The organism is Thermus hydrothermalis (assembly GCF_022760925.1).
Classification (GTDB): Bacteria; Deinococcota; Deinococci; order Deinococcales; family Thermaceae; genus Thermus; species Thermus hydrothermalis.
Map to the genome: position 1 here is coordinate 1 of NZ_JAKTNT010000004.1, position 14,513 is coordinate 14,513.

General features: G+C 65.2%; 12 protein-coding genes, 1 tRNA gene, 1 pseudogene and 1 riboswitch. Of the genes and pseudogenes, 4 read left to right on the forward strand and 10 right to left on the reverse strand.

Features of this window, described 5'->3' with window-relative positions; translation table 11 throughout:
* Positions 1-49: 49 nt before the first annotated feature.
* Positions 50-1,531, reverse strand: coding sequence for an aldehyde dehydrogenase family protein (locus tag L0C60_RS03285; protein WP_243092517.1), 1,482 nt, complete (start codon positions 1,529-1,531; stop codon positions 50-52).
* 37 nt (positions 1,532-1,568) lie between these two features.
* On the opposite strand from L0C60_RS03285, the gene L0C60_RS03290 reads away from it, so the two are divergent.
* On the forward strand, positions 1,569-2,408 hold the full coding sequence (locus L0C60_RS03290) for a DMT family transporter (RefSeq protein WP_234503790.1): 840 nt from the start codon (positions 1,569-1,571) through the stop codon (positions 2,406-2,408).
* On the opposite strand, the gene coaD is transcribed toward L0C60_RS03290, so the two are convergent.
* The 4 genes from coaD to L0C60_RS03310 form a co-directional block, all read right to left on the reverse strand.
* Positions 2,405-2,884: a pantetheine-phosphate adenylyltransferase gene (gene coaD, locus L0C60_RS03295; RefSeq protein ID WP_234503788.1), complete on the reverse strand. Its 480-nt coding sequence runs from the start codon at positions 2,882-2,884 to the stop codon at positions 2,405-2,407. The two genes, L0C60_RS03290 and coaD, sit on opposite strands and share 4 nt — an antisense overlap.
* Entirely contained in the window at positions 2,885-3,400 is a 516-nt protein-coding gene (locus tag L0C60_RS03300; RefSeq protein ID WP_234503787.1) for an RsmD family RNA methyltransferase, read from the reverse strand.
* A gap of 10 nt (positions 3,401-3,410) precedes the next feature.
* Positions 3,411-4,901 carry a PhoU domain-containing protein gene (locus L0C60_RS03305; RefSeq protein WP_234503785.1) on the reverse strand — a complete coding sequence of 497 codons (1,491 nt, stop codon included), beginning with the start codon at positions 4,899-4,901 and terminating at the stop codon, positions 3,411-3,413.
* Positions 4,902-4,943: 42 nt separating this feature from the next.
* Positions 4,944-5,020, reverse strand: a tRNA-Pro gene (locus tag L0C60_RS03310).
* 115 nt (positions 5,021-5,135) lie between these two features.
* A riboswitch (SAM riboswitch) is annotated at positions 5,136-5,272 on the forward strand.
* Between the two features lie 116 nt (positions 5,273-5,388).
* Here L0C60_RS03310 and L0C60_RS03315 point away from each other — a divergent pair.
* Together L0C60_RS03315 and metX are read left to right on the forward strand one after the other, a co-directional pair.
* Positions 5,389-6,654 (forward strand): O-acetylhomoserine aminocarboxypropyltransferase/cysteine synthase family protein, encoded by a 1,266-nt coding sequence (locus L0C60_RS03315; RefSeq protein WP_234503781.1) that lies wholly within the window; start codon positions 5,389-5,391, stop codon positions 6,652-6,654.
* Complete coding sequence (metX, locus tag L0C60_RS03320; protein WP_234503778.1) at positions 6,651-7,793, forward strand: homoserine O-acetyltransferase MetX; 1,143 nt, start codon at positions 6,651-6,653, stop codon at positions 7,791-7,793. Before L0C60_RS03315 ends, metX begins: the two co-directional genes overlap by 4 nt.
* On the opposite strand, the gene mnmE is transcribed toward metX, so the two are convergent.
* The 5 genes and pseudogenes from mnmE to mads3 form a co-directional block, all read right to left on the reverse strand.
* Positions 7,794-9,095, reverse strand: coding sequence for a tRNA uridine-5-carboxymethylaminomethyl(34) synthesis GTPase MnmE (gene mnmE / locus L0C60_RS03325; protein ID WP_234503776.1), 1,302 nt, complete (start codon positions 9,093-9,095; stop codon positions 7,794-7,796). It lies immediately after the preceding gene.
* Positions 9,095-10,369 (reverse strand): glutamate-1-semialdehyde 2,1-aminomutase, encoded by a 1,275-nt coding sequence (gene hemL / locus L0C60_RS03330; RefSeq protein WP_234503775.1) that lies wholly within the window; start codon positions 10,367-10,369, stop codon positions 9,095-9,097. The genes mnmE and hemL overlap by 1 nt, the downstream gene beginning before the upstream one ends.
* A gap of 194 nt (positions 10,370-10,563) precedes the next feature.
* Positions 10,564-11,384: pseudogene (locus L0C60_RS12950) on the reverse strand (transposase family protein); the annotation flags it as partial.
* A 69-nt stretch (positions 11,385-11,453) separates the two neighbouring features.
* Entirely contained in the window at positions 11,454-12,056 is a 603-nt protein-coding gene (gene mads4, locus L0C60_RS03340) for a methylation-associated defense system protein MAD4 (RefSeq protein ID WP_234503771.1), read from the reverse strand.
* 8 nt (positions 12,057-12,064) lie between these two features.
* Positions 12,065-13,306, reverse strand: a complete 1,242-nt coding sequence (gene mads3 / locus L0C60_RS03345; protein ID WP_234503768.1) for a methylation-associated defense system AAA family ATPase MAD3 — start codon at positions 13,304-13,306, stop codon at positions 12,065-12,067.
* A gap of 310 nt (positions 13,307-13,616) precedes the next feature.
* On the opposite strand from mads3, the gene L0C60_RS03350 reads away from it, so the two are divergent.
* On the forward strand, positions 13,617-14,450 hold the full coding sequence (locus L0C60_RS03350) for an IS982 family transposase (protein ID WP_234503765.1): 834 nt from the start codon (positions 13,617-13,619) through the stop codon (positions 14,448-14,450).
* Positions 14,451-14,513 lie beyond the last annotated feature (63 nt).

Sequence of the window (14,513 nt, forward strand, 5' to 3'; positions counted from 1 at the left end):
CATAGCGGCCACTATTTTTTCAGATCCAGGGGATAGGTAGCAACTTGGGTTAAGTGTACTCCTCAATCACCCAGATGCCCGACTCCCGGGCCCCGTTGCCGCTCGCCTTCACGCCGCCGAAGGGCAGGTGGGCCTCGGCCCCCACGGTGGCGTTGTTGATGCTGGTCATGCCCGCCCGGATGCCCACCTTGAAGAGGTAGGCCCAGTGTCGGTGGTTGGTGTAGATGGCGCTGGAAAGGCCGTAGGGCGTGGCGTTGGCCACCCGGATGGCCTCCTCAATCCCGTCCACCTTCACCAGGTTGATGGTGGGCCCGAAGATCTCCTCCTGGAACTGGCGCATGCCGGGGGCCGCCTCCCACACCGTGGGCCAGCCGTAAAGCCCCGCCTCAGGGTCCCCCAGGAAGCGGGGGTAGGGGTTGTCCCGGGTAATCCGCCCCTTGCCGAAAAGGAGGGTGGCCCCGTCCTCCTTGCCCCAGGCGTAGTGCTCCTCCCAGCGGCGGAAAAGCCTTTCGTTGAGGAAGGGGCCGTAGGTGACCTCGGGGTGGAGGAGGGGGTTGCCCACCACCGTGGCCTCGGTGCGCTCCAGGAAGCGCTTTTTGAACTCTTCATAAATAGGGGCGTCCACCAGGATGTTCCCGGCGCTGGTGCACCGTTGCCCTCCCGTGGCGAAGGCGCTCCACCAGGCCCCCTCCACCGCCAGGTCCAGATCGGCGTCCCGCATGACCACCAGGGGGTTCTTGCCCCCCAGCTCCAGGGTGGGCCGGATGAGGTTCCGCCCCGCCACCTCCCCGATCCAGCGCCCCACCTGGGTGCTCCCCGTGAAGGCGAACTTGTTGAGAAGCCCCTCGTCCATGAGCTCCACCAGCCACTGGCCGGTGGAGCCCTTACCCCCGCCGAAGACCACGTTGATGACCCCAGGGGGCAGGCCCGCCTCCTCAAAGAGCTTGACGAAGACGTAGGAGAGGGTGGGGGAGTCGTCCGAGGGCTTCCAGACCACGGTGTTTCCCGTGAGGACCGCCGGGATGAGCTTCCAGCTGGGCACGGCGATGGGGAAGTTGCCGGCGGTGATCATGCCCACCACCCCTAGGGGTCTGCGGAAGGTGAAGAGCTCCTTGTCCCGCATCTCGCTGGGCACGGTCTGCCCATAGAGCCTCCGCCCCTCGGAGGCGAAGAAGAGGGCGGTGTCTATGGCCTCCTGCACGTCCCCGCCCGCCTCCTTGAAGGTCTTCCCCACCTCCCGCACCATGAGGCGGGTCAGGGTGGGCTTTTCCCGCTCCAGGATCTTCGCCAGGTTGAAGAGCACCTGCCCCCGCACCGGGGCCGGGGTGCGGCTCCAGACCTCAAAGGCCTCCCGGGCCTTGAGGGCCGCCTTGCGCAGGGTGTCCTTGGTGCCCTCAGGAAAGCGGGCCACCAGGTCTTCCCGGTCCGAGGGGTTATGGCGCTCCAAGGCCTCCCCTTCCCATACCTCCTCACCCCCGATGAGGTGGCCGAACTCCAGGGTGTTCCCGTACTTGGCGGAAAACGCCTTCATGCTGACCTCCAAGGGGATTTTAGCGGATACTGGGCCTATGCCGCCCCACCGCGACCCCTTGGTCTACCTGCCCCCCTTCCTCTGGGCGCTCAACGTGGTGGCCTCCCGCATAGCCATGGGCGAGGTGGGCCCGGCGTGGGGCTCCTTTTTGCGCTTCGCCCTCGCCCTCCCCTTCTTCCTCCTCGTCCTCCGCCGCCTCCCCCGCCTAAGGCCCTTGGGCCAGACCCTTTTCCTCGCCCTAAGCGGGGTAGCGGTGTTCAACCTGGTCTTTTTCTCCGGGGTGCGGCTCGCCCCGGCCTCGGACGCGGCGGCGGTGGCCGCCCTTTACCCCCTCTCCACCGCCTTCGCCTACAGCCTTTACTTCCGCAAACCTTTTGCCCCCAAGCTCCTTCTCGGGCTTCTCCTTTCGGGGAGCGGGGTGGTCCTTTTGGCCCTAAGCCACGCCGCAGGCGGGGGTGGAAACCGGCTTCTTGGGGACCTCCTCCTGGTCCTGGCCGCCCTCCTGTGGGGGGGCTATAGCGTGGGGGTCACCCTGGCGGTGCAAAGGCGCGAGCCCCTGGAGGTCACGGCGGCCAGCATGCTCTTAGGAAGCCTCCTTCTCCTTCCCCTAGCCCTCGCCTGGCCCTTCCCAGAGGCGAGCCCCAAGGGATGGGCCGCCCTCCTCTACACCGCCTTGGGGGGCGCTTTCCTCGCCTTCACCCTCTGGGGGGAAGTGCTCAAGCGCCACCCCGCAAGCCTGGTGGCCCCCTTCATGAACCTGACCCCCGCCCTCGCCCTCCTCCTGAGCATCCTCCTCCTGGGGGAAGCCCCCAAGGGAATGGACCTCCCGGGGCTCCTCCTCATCGCCCTCGGGGTCTACGTCACCCAGCGGCGTTAGCCGAACTTGGCCTTGAGGGCCCGGAGGGTGGCGGGGGGGACCAGCTTGGAGACATCCCCCCCGTAGCGGGCGATCTCCTTCACCATGGTGCTGGACACGAAGGAGTAGCGGGTGGCCGCCAGGATAAAAAGGGTTTCCAACCCCGGCAGGAGCTGGCGGTTGAGGTGGGCCATCTGGAGCTCGTACTCGTAGTCGGAAACCGCCCGGAGGCCCTTCACGATGGCCTGGGCCCCCACCCGCCTCACGAAGTCCACCAGGAGGCCGGAGAAGGTGTGGGCCTCCACGTTTTGCAGGTGGGCCGTGGCCTCCCGGATGATGCTTAAGCGCTCCTCGGCGGTGAAGAGGTACTGGCCCCGCTTGTTGGGGTTTTCCAAGACGGCCACGGTCACCTTGTCAAAGAGGCGGCTCGCCCGCTGGATCACGTCCAGGTGGCCGTTGGTGAGGGGATCAAAGCTTCCGGGATAGACCACGTGCATTCATACCTCCACGAAGGTGAGGGCGTTTTCCCCGTAAACCCGCCGCTCCCCTAGGGGAAATAGGAGGTCCTTGGGGTGCTGCAGGATGTAAAGCCCGCCTTCCTCCACCAGACCGCTTTCCAAAAGGGCCTGGAAGGCCGCCACCAGGTCCAGGAGGTACGGCGGGGCCATGAAGGCCACGGTGTAGCGCTCCCCTTTGGCCTTCGCCTCGGGCAGGAAGACCTCCACGGGCAGGGGCACGATGCGCACGGGAAGCCCCGTGCGCCGGGCGTTTTCCTGAAGGAGGCGGACGGCCTCGGGGTCCTTTTCCACCAAGGTGGCCTGCCAGCCCTCGCTGGCGGCCTCGAGGCCCACCGCCCCGCTCCCCGCATAGAGGTCCAAAAAGCGTCCCTTGGCCGGGTAGCGAAGGCGCAGGTAGTCAAAAAGGGCCTTCCTGAGCCGCACCGGGGAGGGCCTCGCCGAGGCGGGCACCTTGAGGGGCACCCCCTTGGCCTTGCCGCCCAGAATCCTCACCACGCCCCTTAGCTTAAAGCTCCAGGACCAGGCGGCAAAGCCTCTCCACCCCGCCCCCGAGCTCCTCCAGGGTGATGAGGAGGTCCAGGTGGGCCAAGGTGGTGGCCCGGCTCTCCGCCCTTCCCCCCTCGAGGCGGGCCAGGTGGGCCCGGCGCAAGCGGTCCAGAAACGCTTCCAGGGCGGGAGCCTGCCGCAGGACCTCCTCCGCCAAAGCCTTGTCCCCGGTACCCAAGGCGGCCGCCAGAAGCTCAAGCCGCTTTAGGACCTCCCGCATGGCCTCCAAAAGGTCCTCCCGCCCCTCCGGGCTAAAGGTGAGCCCCTGCGCCCAAAGCCTCTCCGCCTGGCGCACAATCCGCCGCACCAAATCCCCCAGGTGCTCCAGCTCCGAGGCCATGACGAAAAAGCGCACCGCCCGCTCGTCCTTGGTGCGGGTGGAGAGCTCCGCCGTGTAGAGGACCACCTCCCGGGTGAGGCGGTCCACCTTCTCCTCCAAGGGGACAAGCTCCGCCTCGCCCCCCTCTTCCTGGGCCAGGACCCTCACCGCCTGGGCTAACATCCCCCGCACCGCATCCGCCACCCGGGCAAGCTCCCGTTGCACCAAGGCAAAGGCAAGGCCCGGCGTTTCCAGGGCCTCCTGGGAGAGGTACTTGGGGGCCACGCCCCGCTTGGGAAAAAGCCTGCCCGCCAAGGCGGCATACCGCTCCCCCAAGGGCAAGAACCCCAAGGCGAAGGCGAGGTGCGCCAGGGCGTGAAACCCCACCACCCCCAAGGGGCCAAACCAGGGCAAGAGCCCCAGAAGGGGCAAGGAAAGGAGAAAGCGGTGGGCGAGGAGCACCGCCCCCAGGGGCAAGGCCTCCCGCCTGCCCGCCACATAGGCCCAAAAGAGGGCCCCGGAAACCCCCACCCCCGCCCCCAGGACCAAGGCCATGGCCCCTGCCTGGCCCAAGGCCGGGGAAAGGGCCAAGGCCAGGGCCGCCACCCCGTTGGCGGTGGCGAGCAGGAAGGCCAGGAAAAAGCCCAAAAGGTAAAGGCCCAAGGGGCCTGGGTCCAAGAGGGCCAAAAGGGGCCTTAGGCTTTCCACCCCCTCCCCCATGCGCAAAAAGCCCAGGAAAAGGAGCCCAAGCCCGAGGAAAAAGAAGGCCACCCGGCGGAGGCTCGGCCATAGGAGGAAGGGAAGCCCAAGGGCCAGGAGGGCCTCCGCCAACCCCCGCTGCGCCAGGGAAACCACCCCCACCCAGAAGGCCGCCCCCGCCGTGGCGGCCAAGGAGAGGAGGGCGGCCCGCCCAAGGCCGAGCACCCCGCTTTCCAGAAGGCCCAGGGCCAGGAGGGAGAACCCCGTGCCGCTCCCCGAAAGGAGCCCCAAGAAAAACCCTGCCCCCAAAACGCCCAAGGGATGGCCGAGGGCCCGGGCCAGGAGGTGCCGCCTGGCCTTGAGGGCGGAAAGCCCCTCCCCCACCAGGTGGAGCCCAAGCAAGAGTAGGGCAAGCCCCGCCCAGAAGCCCACGCCCGGAGTATACGGAAAAGCCGGCCCTTAGGCCGGCTTCCCTGGTCGGGGAGACTGGATTTGAACCAGCGACCCCCTCGTCCCGAACGAGGTGCGCTACCGGGCTGCGCTACTCCCCGTAGCGGAAGCCAGTATAGGCCATGGAGGGGAAAAGGTCAAAGGGGTTGACGGGGGAGGCGGGTTTTCCTACACTAGCTCCTAACCGCGCCGGGGCGCGGCGAAAACCAGCCCGTTCTCTTATCCAGAGCGGTGGAGGGTACGGCCCAGTGAAACCGCGGCAACCTCCCGTCCCTTCCGTTCCATGGCCGGAAGCGGGCGGGGCTGGTGCCAACGCCGGCCCGGGCGGGGGAAACGCCCGGGGACGATAAGAGAGGGGGGTAAGCGCCACGCCCAACCCCTTCTTGGCGAGAGAACGGTCTTGCCGGGAAGGGGCTTTTTCTGGCCCCTTCCAAGCGCCCCAGGCCGGGTGTTGGAAAGGAGGCCAAGGATGCGCTTTGAGACCCTGCAGCTCCACGCCGGTTACGAGCCGGAACCCACCACGTTAAGCCGCCAGGTTCCCATCTACCCCACCACGAGCTACGTCTTCCAAAGCCCCGAGCACGCCGCCGACCTCTTCGCCTTGCGGGCCTTTGGCAACATCTACTCCCGCATCATGAACCCCACGGTGGACGTGCTGGAAAAGCGCCTCGCCGCCCTAGAAGGGGGAAAGGCGGCGCTGGCCACGAGCAGCGGCCACGCCGCCCAGTTCCTCACCCTCACCACCCTGGCCCAGGCGGGGGACAACATCGTTTCCACCCCGAACCTCTACGGCGGCACCTTCAACCAGTTCAAGGTGACCCTGAAGCGCCTTGGGATTGAGGTGCGCTTCACCTCCCGCGAGGAGCGGCCGGAAGAGTTCTTGGCCCTCACCGACGAAAGGACGCGGGCCTGGTGGGTGGAGTCCGTGGGCAACCCCGCCCTGAACATCCCCGACCTCGAGGCCCTGGCCCAAGCGGCCCGGGAAGCCGGGGTGGCCCTCATCGTGGACAACACCTTCGGCATGGGGGGCTACCTCCTGAGGCCCCTGGAATGGGGGGCCGCCCTGGTCACCCACTCCCTCACCAAGTGGGTGGGGGGGCACGGGGCGGTGATCGCCGGAGGCCTTGTGGACGGGGGGAGCTTCCCCTGGGACAACGGCCGCTACCCCCTCCTCACCGAACCCCAGCCGGGCTACCACGGCCTGAGGCTCACGGAGGCCTTCGGCGAGCTCGCCTTCATCGTCAAGGCCCGGGTGGACGGCCTCCGGGACCAGGGGCAGGCCCTGGGCCCCTTTGAGGCCTGGGTGGTCCTTTTGGGGATGGAAACCCTCTCCCTGAGGGCCGAGCGCCACGTGGAGAACACCTTGCACCTGGCCCACTGGCTCAAGGAGCACCCCAAGGTGGCCTGGGTGAACTACCCGGGCCTCGAGGACCACCCCCACTACCCCAGGGCCCAGAAGTACTTCCGGGGCAAGCCCGGGGCGGTCCTCACCTTTGGCCTGAAGGAGGGGTACGAGGGGGCGAAGCGCTTCATCTCCCGGCTTAAGCTCATCTCCCACCTGGCCAACGTGGGGGACACCCGCACCCTGGCCATCCACCCCGCCTCCACCACCCACTCCCAGCTCTCCCCCGAGGAGCAGGCCTTGGCGGGGGTTTCCCCGGAGATGGTGCGGCTTAGCGTGGGCCTGGAGCACGTGGAGGACCTAAAGGCGGAGCTAGAGGAGGCCCTAGCATGAGCGAGATCACCCTCGAGGCCTGGGGGGACCACGAGGCCCTCCTCCTCAAGCCGCCCCGCTCCCCCCTCTCCATCCCCCCGCCCAAACCCCGCACCGCCGTCCTCTTCCCCAGGCGGGAAGGGTTTTACACGGAGCTTGGGGGCTTCCTGCCCGAGGTGCGCCTCCGCTTTGAAACCTACGGGAGGCTTTCCCGCAAGCGGGACAACGCCGTCCTCGTCTTCCACGCCCTCACGGGCAGCGCCCACCTGGCGGGAACCTACGATGAGGCCACCTTCCAAAGCCTCTCCCCCCTGGAGCAGGCCTTCGGCCGGGAGGGCTGGTGGGATAGCCTGGTGGGCCCAGGCCGCATCCTGGACCCCGCCCTCTACTACGTGGTCTCCGCCAACCACCTGGGAAGCTGCTACGGCTCCACCGGCCCCCTCTCCCTGGACCCCCGCACAGGGAGGCCCTACGGCAAGGACTTCCCCCCCCTCACCATCCGCGACCTGGCCCGGGTCCAGGCGAGGCTTTTGGACCACCTGGGGGTAGAAAGGGCCACGGTGATCGGGGGAAGCCTCGGGGGGATGGTGGCCTTGGAGTTCGCCCTCATGTACCCCGAGCGGGTGAAAAAGCTGGTGGTCCTGGCGGCCCCCGCCCGGCATGGGCCCTGGGCCCGGGCCTTCAACCACCTCGCCCGCCAGGCCATCCTGCAAGACCCCGAGTACCAGAAGGGCCATCCCGCCCCCAAGGGCATGGCCCTCGCCCGGGGCATCGCCATGATGAGCTACCGGGCCCCCGAGGGGTTTGAGGCCCGCTGGGGCGGGGAGCCGGAGCTTGGGGAAACCTACCTGGACCACCAGGGGGAGAAGTTCTTAAAGCGCTTCCACGCCGAAAGCTACCTGGTCCTCTCCCGGGCCATGGACACCCACGATGTGGGCCGGGGCCGGGAGGGGGTGGAGGAGGCCCTGAAGCGCCTCCGGTCCATCCCCTCCCTCTTCGTGGGGATTGACACGGACCTCCTCTACCCCGCCTGGGAGGTGCGGCACCTCGCCCGCCTGAGCGGGGGGCGCTACCGGGAGATCAAAAGCCCCCACGGGCACGACGCCTTCCTCATTGAAACGGACCAGGTGGAGGAGATTTTGGAGGGCTTCCTGCCCTAGCTACTTGCCCACGCAGAAGTTCTGGAAGACCCGGGCCACCACCGCCTCCGCCACCTCTCCCCGGCCGCGGAGGGCGCTTAGGGCCTCCAGGGCCTCCTGCAGGGCCAGGCCCATGAGGTCCTGGGGCAAGGAGAGGGCCTCAAGGAGCCTCTCCCGGATGCGGTGGAGGGCCTCCACCTGCCTTTCCGTGAGGAGGAACTCCCCAGCCCCCTCCCCGAGGAGGGCCCGGTGGATGGCCTCCTTGAGCCGGTCCATCCCCTCTCCCGTGCGGCTGGAAACGGGGAGGAAGGCGGGGTCTTCCCAGGCGGGGGGCAGGTCCGCCTTGGTGGCCACCTTCAGGGTGCGCTCCCAGGGCAAGGGGGGCGGGGCGGGCCTGGGGGCGGAGCGGTCGGCCACGTAGAGGATGAGGTCCGCCTCCTCGGCGATCCTCAGGGCCCTTTCCACACCGGCCCGCTCCAAGGGGTCCTCCGTGTCCCGCACCCCGGCGGTGTCCACCGCCACTAGGGGGATGCCGGAAAGCTCCAGGGGGGCCTCGAGGTAGTCCCGGGTGGTGCCGGGGATGGGGGAAACGAGGGCCCGCTCGTAGCCCAAAAGGGCGTTCAGGAGGCTACTTTTCCCGGCGTTGGGGGCCCCGATGAGGGCGAGGCGGGCCCCCTTCTGCGCAAGCCGGGAGGCCCGGGCTTGGGCGAGGAGGCCCTCCACCTCCCCCAGGACCTCCCGGATGGTGCGTTCCGCCTCCACAGGCTCCACCCCCTCTTCGGGGTAGTCCAAAAGGGCCTGGATGTGGGCGAAGAGGTCCAGAAGCCGGTTTTCCAAGGCTTCTATCCGGCGGGAAAAGGCCCCCTCCAGGGCCCTTAGGGCCTGCCTGCGGGCCAGGTCCCCTTCCGCCTCCACCAGGGCCAAGACCGCTTCCGCCTGGGCCAGGTCCAGCTTGCCGTTGAGGTAGGCGCGCAGGGTGAACTCCCCAGGCCCAGCGGGCCTCGCCCCCGCCCGGTAGAGGGCCTCGAGGACCCGCCGGAGCACCGCCGGGGAGCCGTGGGTGTGGAACTCGCAGGCGTCCTCCCCCGTGTAGGACCGGGGGGCCCGGAAGACGAGGAGGAGGGCCTGGTCCAGCACCTCCCCCGTTTCGGGGTCCACCACCTCCCCCAGGGTGAAGCGCCCCCCCTTTAGCCCCCTTGGGTCCTTCCCCCGCCACACCCTCGCCGCCACCTCCAATGCCCCTTCCCCGGAGAGGCGCACCACCCCGATGGCCCCCTTCCCGGGCGGGGTGGCGATGGCGCAGATGGGGTCCTTAAGCCGCATCACAGGGCCTTTTGCAGCGCCTCCAGGGTCTTCTCCACGTCCTCCTCCGTGTGGGCCACGGAGAGGAAGGCCGCCTCAAAGTTGGAGGGCGGCCAGTACACCCCCCGGTCCAGGAGGCCGTGGAAGAAGCGCTTGAAGAGCTCGGTGTCCGTGCGCTTGGCGTCCTGGAAGGTGACCACAGGGCCTTCCGTGAAGAACACGGTGAGCATGGAGCCCATGCGGTTCACGGCGTGGGGGATGCCCTTGGCGGAGAGGACCTCCTTTAGGCCTGCCTCCAGCTTGGCCCCCAGGGCCTCCAAGTGGGCGTAGTGGCCGGGGTTTTTCTCCAAAATCTCCAGGGTGGCCAGGCCCGCCGCCATGGCCAAGGGGTTTCCGGAAAGCGTCCCCGCCTGGTAGACGGGCCCCAAGGGGGCCACCTTCTCCATAATCTCCCGCCTCCCGGCGTAGGCGGCGGCGGGAAGCCCTCCGCCCAGGATCTTCCCCAGGGTGATGAGGTCGGGCTTTAGGCCAAGCCGCTCCGTGGCCCCGCCGAAGGCCAGGCGGAAGCCCGTCATCACCTCGTCGGCGATAAGGAGGACGCCGTAGTTTTGGGCCTCGAGGAGGGCCTTGAGAAACTCCTCCGTGGGGATGAGTACCCCAGCGTTCCCCACCACGGGCTCAAAGATGATGGCGGCGACCTCCTCGCCCCGCGTGCGCAAAAGCGCCCTTAGCCCCTCAGGGTCGTTGTACTCCAGGACCAGGGTGAGCCGGGCGTACTCCTCGGGCACGCCGGCGCTGGAGGGCACGCCGAAGGTGAGGGCCCCCGAGCCCGCCTCCACCAGGAGGCCGTCCGCGTGGCCGTGGTAGTTGCCCCGGAACTTCACCACGTACTTCCTGCCCGTGTACCCCCGGGCGAGACGGATGGCGGACATGGTGGCCTCGGTCCCTGTGCTCACGAAACGCACCAGGTCCACCCCCGGATAGGCCCGCTTCACCGCCTGGGCCAGGGCCACCTCCAAGGGGTGCGGCGCCCCAAAGGTGAGCCCCTTTTCCGCCACCTCCTTCACCCGGGCCACCACCTCCGGGTGGGCGTGGCCCAGGATGAGGGGACCCCAGCTCATCACGTAGTCCAGGTAGCGGTTGCCGTCGGCGTCAAAGGCGTAGGCCCCTTCCCCTCGCACGAGGAAGACGGGGGTTCCCCCCACGGCCCTAAAGGCCCGCACAGGGCTAGAAACGCCGCCTGGAATGTGCTCGTTCGCCTCGGCGAAAAGCCGGGCAGAGGTAGGCCGTTCCATGCCTCCCACTCTAGCGGCTTAAAAGGCGAAAAGGGTAGCCCATGACGACTCCACGGCGACAAGCCAGCCCGGGTGGCTTGACGGGCAAGACCGTATCAATCCCCTTACGGGGCTAAGTGGCTGCTACCCTTCCCCTTTGGAACCGGGTGCTGGACAAGGTTTTCAAGTTGTCCTTGGCCGAAGCTTTTGAAATCCTCATCTCCCGCCATCTTCAACAACACCCGGCTCCGGATGAGGTTGTGGGCCAAGCGAAGGGGACCCACCCGCGCCACCAACCCCAACCACGACCTCGCCTCCATCCGGTGAAACCCAAGCGAACGCACCAACACGCTCAACCGCGTCTCCATCCAGTTCCTCACCCGCCCCATCCATCCCTCCCCTCCCGTTTCCACCCGCTTCCCTCCACGCAACCGGCAGGGAAGTGTCTTAACCCCCGCTACCCACCGAAATCCCCGATCCCCCAGCACAGCGGATAGCCCCTCGCTTCACTTCTCCCGAGCGTTCCCGGTCAAAAGGGCAAAGCGAAAGAAGCGTCCCCGCTCGTTCATCACCGCCCCCAGGACAAGCCCAGCCAACGCTCCCAAAGGTCCCACCTCTATAGCAGCATGGGGGAAGAAGAGGGTGTGGATGCGGTGGCCGTGGGCTAGGGGTAGGGGTTTGCGGTCCACCCCTTGGAGGAGGCCGGGTCCGCCTGCCAGGCGTTGGGCCAGGAGGGCGGGGAGGTCGGCGGCTTCTTGGAGGACGCGGTAGAAGCGGGAGGGGTAGGGTAGGGAGGGGGAAGAAGGGTTTGAGGAGGGTTTTGCTAGCCGGGTAGCCTTTGGCGAGGTCTGGACCTCCTAACGAGGAAGAAGAGGGCGAGGGATAGGAGTTCAGCGAGGGTAGCTTTTTGGCGCTTTTGGGGTTTTGGGAGTTTGCGGCCTTGGGCTTGGAGGGCTTTGAGGGTGTCGTTCGCCCAAATGTGGATGGATACCAAAAAGGTTTTGTGTGGAGAAGGTAAAGGTTCGTTAAGTTTTATAGCACCCCCTCTCCTTACACATCTGAGCCTGGAAATCAAGTAGCACACCAAGGCATTTAACCTTGGAGATCAAGTAGAACGCGAAGGAGGGAACCACTTCCGTAAAGCGACGCGCAGCTTGTTAAAACTTGGGTCAGCACAATGTTGAAAGCTTACACTTCCCGCCAATTCAGCGTATATGCTGGACGAGCGCGGCAACTTGGACAAATGCAAGCATTTCTCCATTGCCTCCTTGGGTCGCTCTGGTTTACCCAATTTGTTCCTCGGAAAGCCTATCAACACCTGGTTCACCTGCTGCTGAGTTAGACCCAGAACCTGAGGTACATGGGGCGAATTGGACCAAACCCAAACCTCCAACTCGGGCACCAAAATTATCACTTCACACCGCTCCTGCCAACCCGATTGCTCTAAACGGCTCTTGAGGTCAGTTTCAAGTTTTTCAGGCGGATCTTGTTCCTGACCGCAACCCTCGTAGTCAAATATAACTAAGGCGTAACGGTATTCTTCGGAAAAAGGACTTAAGAATTTTTCCGCCTCGCGCAAAACCCCAGGGTCACGCCGTGGATGCACAAATATATCAACCTGCACTGGACAAATTTGCAAAGCAGGATAACGCTTTTCCAACAGGGTTCGCACGACTGCTTCCATGTTTTTGTCCGCAACGAGGACCACTATATCCTTCACCCCAGCACCCCCGCTGCCAGCAAGTCGCCCAAAGTCGCTTCTTCGCGCCACTTTTGGAGTTTGGGATGCATGTCGCCACGAACAATGTCTGTCGCTCCGTTAGGGGTGAGGGCAAAACACAGCAAATCATCAGGCTTCGCCAACTGCAAGAGCAAGGGCGAGTGCGTCGCGACAAACACTTGACCATCGTATACCGACGAAATGGACTGGAAAACCAACTCCAAAGCCTTCGGATGAATCCCGTTCTCTGGCTCCTCAATCAGGTAAATCTTTCCGGCTTCAGGAAGGTAAGCTAGTAGAGAAAGCGCCAAAAAACGCAAAGTCCCGTCTGACAGCATCCAACTCGGCAATCTCAGGTCTTGGGGAAAGTGAACGTCCAAAAAGAGGAAGCGGTCAACTTCCCGTTCCCGAACAGCGATGTCTTCGATGTTGGGCAACGCCTGCTTCACGTGGGCAAGCCACCGGTGAAAGCGTTCAGGTGAGCCTTCCCTCAGTTGACGCACCACGAGCGGCAAATTGCTACCATCAGGCTGGAATGCCCTGGGCGCATCAGGACGACAGGGTTCGCGCATTCGTTGGCTGTTTAGCATCAAGCGATGGAGCCCAGAAAGGATGATCCGCCTTGCCCATAGCGATACCGGAAATCTCTCCTCGTCCTCGGGTAAATTGGCAAGGGCGGCTTTGCGGGGGTCAATTCGGAAAGGCGAGTTCCAGCCGCTGGTCTCAGAACGAAAATAGACTCTGCCATCGGCTATGCGACCAATGACTTTCCGCCATCCAGCAGGTGCGTGTTGCCCCGGCTCAGCAACAATCCTTTCCGGCGGGCTCGGTTCGCTAGGGAAAAGCAATCTTTGACCCTTCTCCTCCTCATCACTTGAACGCTTCAACCAAAAGGTCTCCCTTTCAAGCACAATGCCGCCCTCGGTACCAACTCCGACCCGAATTTCGTAGCGACAAGAGCGATAGCCACTAGACGACAATGGCAGAGGAACCTCCATTTCTATCGCCAACTCGAAGGTCTGCGATTGCCGCTTCCATGTCATTTCCTGAAGGGTATTCGCTCGCGCCAAAACGGCCGCTTCAACTCCTTCTTCCAACAAATCCTGCAAAAAGACTAGCACATCCAAAAATGTGCTCTTGCCGCTAGCGTTCGGTCCGACCAAGATTTGGAATGGACGAAGATCTTGGCTGATGTAATGCAAGCACTTGTAATTGAGCGCTTCGATACGGGAAATCATGGTATTACCCTCCAGTCATCCAATCAAACAAACGAGGACCCATTGCTCGGTGGCGATCGACCTCTTCAGGTTACAAAGGGAGGATTTCCCTGACTTCTTCCACCCTTAGATTTACCATAGGTACCCCTTCAGAACGATCACCAACCCGAAGCGAACTGTCACATCGTTCAAAACCCTTTACACCGTCCCGTCCTCGTCAGTCAGTACCCATTCTTTGCTTACTACCTGGGAGCGCATCACCTGGGACAGCCCACTTTTATTTTAACCCAAGTTGCCACCTGTCCCCGGCTTTGAAACCATAGCGGCCGGTATGCCTTCGCGCATCCTACCGGCCCTCTGCACCCTAGACGATGCCCTCCAAGCCCTGGGCCACCGGGATGACCCCCAAGCCAAGACCCCCGCATCCGCCATCCTCACCCTGGCCATCTTGGCCGCCATGGAACGGGGAGGCAAGCACAACAAAGCCCTGGCCCTCGCCCAAGACCTGAAACGCTTCACCCACATCCCCTCCCCAAGCCGCTTCCACCGCAGGCTCCACGCCCTCTCCCCCCTCCTCCTGCCCCTCCACTACCTCCTGGCCCAGGTTTGGAAGAACCTCCACCAGGCCCAGGCCTGTGCCCTGGACACCTTCCCCCTCCCGGTCTGTGAGAACATTCGTGCCCCTCGCGCCAGGCCCTTCCCGGATGGGGTCTACCGGGGCTTCATCCCCAGGGAGCGGGTCCCCTTCCACGGCCTGAAGCACCACCTCCGGGTGGACGATGGGAAGTCCCTCCACGAGGTGAACCTGACCCCGGGAAGCCCGCATGGTTTGACCCCTTTCCTTCTCCTCCCCCTGGAGCTACCCGAGGGGGCGGAGCGCTACCTGGACCGGGGGTACGAGCGCCATCTCCATGAGGACCTGCTCAAGGAGGCGCAGGGGCTTGTTCCCATGGGGATCCGAAGGGGGAAGGGTCGGCGCTATGTGCCTTGGCCCCAGTACCTGGCCGTGGTGGGGCGGCGGGTGGTGGAGACGGTGGGGAGCACCCTCCACGCCTCCTTTCCCAGGCGGGTTCGCGCCGTGACCCAGGAGGGCTTCGTCATGGAGGTGCGCTCCTTCGTCCTGGCCCAGAACCTTGGGCTCATGGTGCAGAGAATGCTTGGGTAGCAACTTGGGTTACGTAATGCCCGGGTTGATATGGCGGCAAACCCTCCTCGCCCGCCGTCCCAA

Coding starts and splice junctions, on each gene's coding strand:
- L0C60_RS03285 (WP_243092517.1), bottom strand. CDS start 1,531: ATGAAGGCGTTTTCCGCCAAGTACGGGAACACCCTGGAGTTCGGCCAC.
- L0C60_RS03290 (WP_234503790.1), top strand. CDS start 1,569: ATGCCGCCCCACCGCGACCCCTTGGTCTACCTGCCCCCCTTCCTCTGG.
- coaD (WP_234503788.1), bottom strand. CDS start 2,884: ATGCACGTGGTCTATCCCGGAAGCTTTGATCCCCTCACCAACGGCCAC.
- L0C60_RS03315 (WP_234503781.1), top strand. CDS start 5,389: ATGCGCTTTGAGACCCTGCAGCTCCACGCCGGTTACGAGCCGGAACCC.
- metX (WP_234503778.1), top strand. CDS start 6,651: ATGAGCGAGATCACCCTCGAGGCCTGGGGGGACCACGAGGCCCTCCTC.
- mnmE (WP_234503776.1), bottom strand. CDS start 9,095: ATGCGGCTTAAGGACCCCATCTGCGCCATCGCCACCCCGCCCGGGAAG.
- hemL (WP_234503775.1), bottom strand. CDS start 10,369: ATGGAACGGCCTACCTCTGCCCGGCTTTTCGCCGAGGCGAACGAGCAC.
- mads3 (WP_234503768.1), bottom strand. CDS start 13,306: ATGATTTCCCGTATCGAAGCGCTCAATTACAAGTGCTTGCATTACATC.
- L0C60_RS03350 (WP_234503765.1), top strand. CDS start 13,617: ATGCCTTCGCGCATCCTACCGGCCCTCTGCACCCTAGACGATGCCCTC.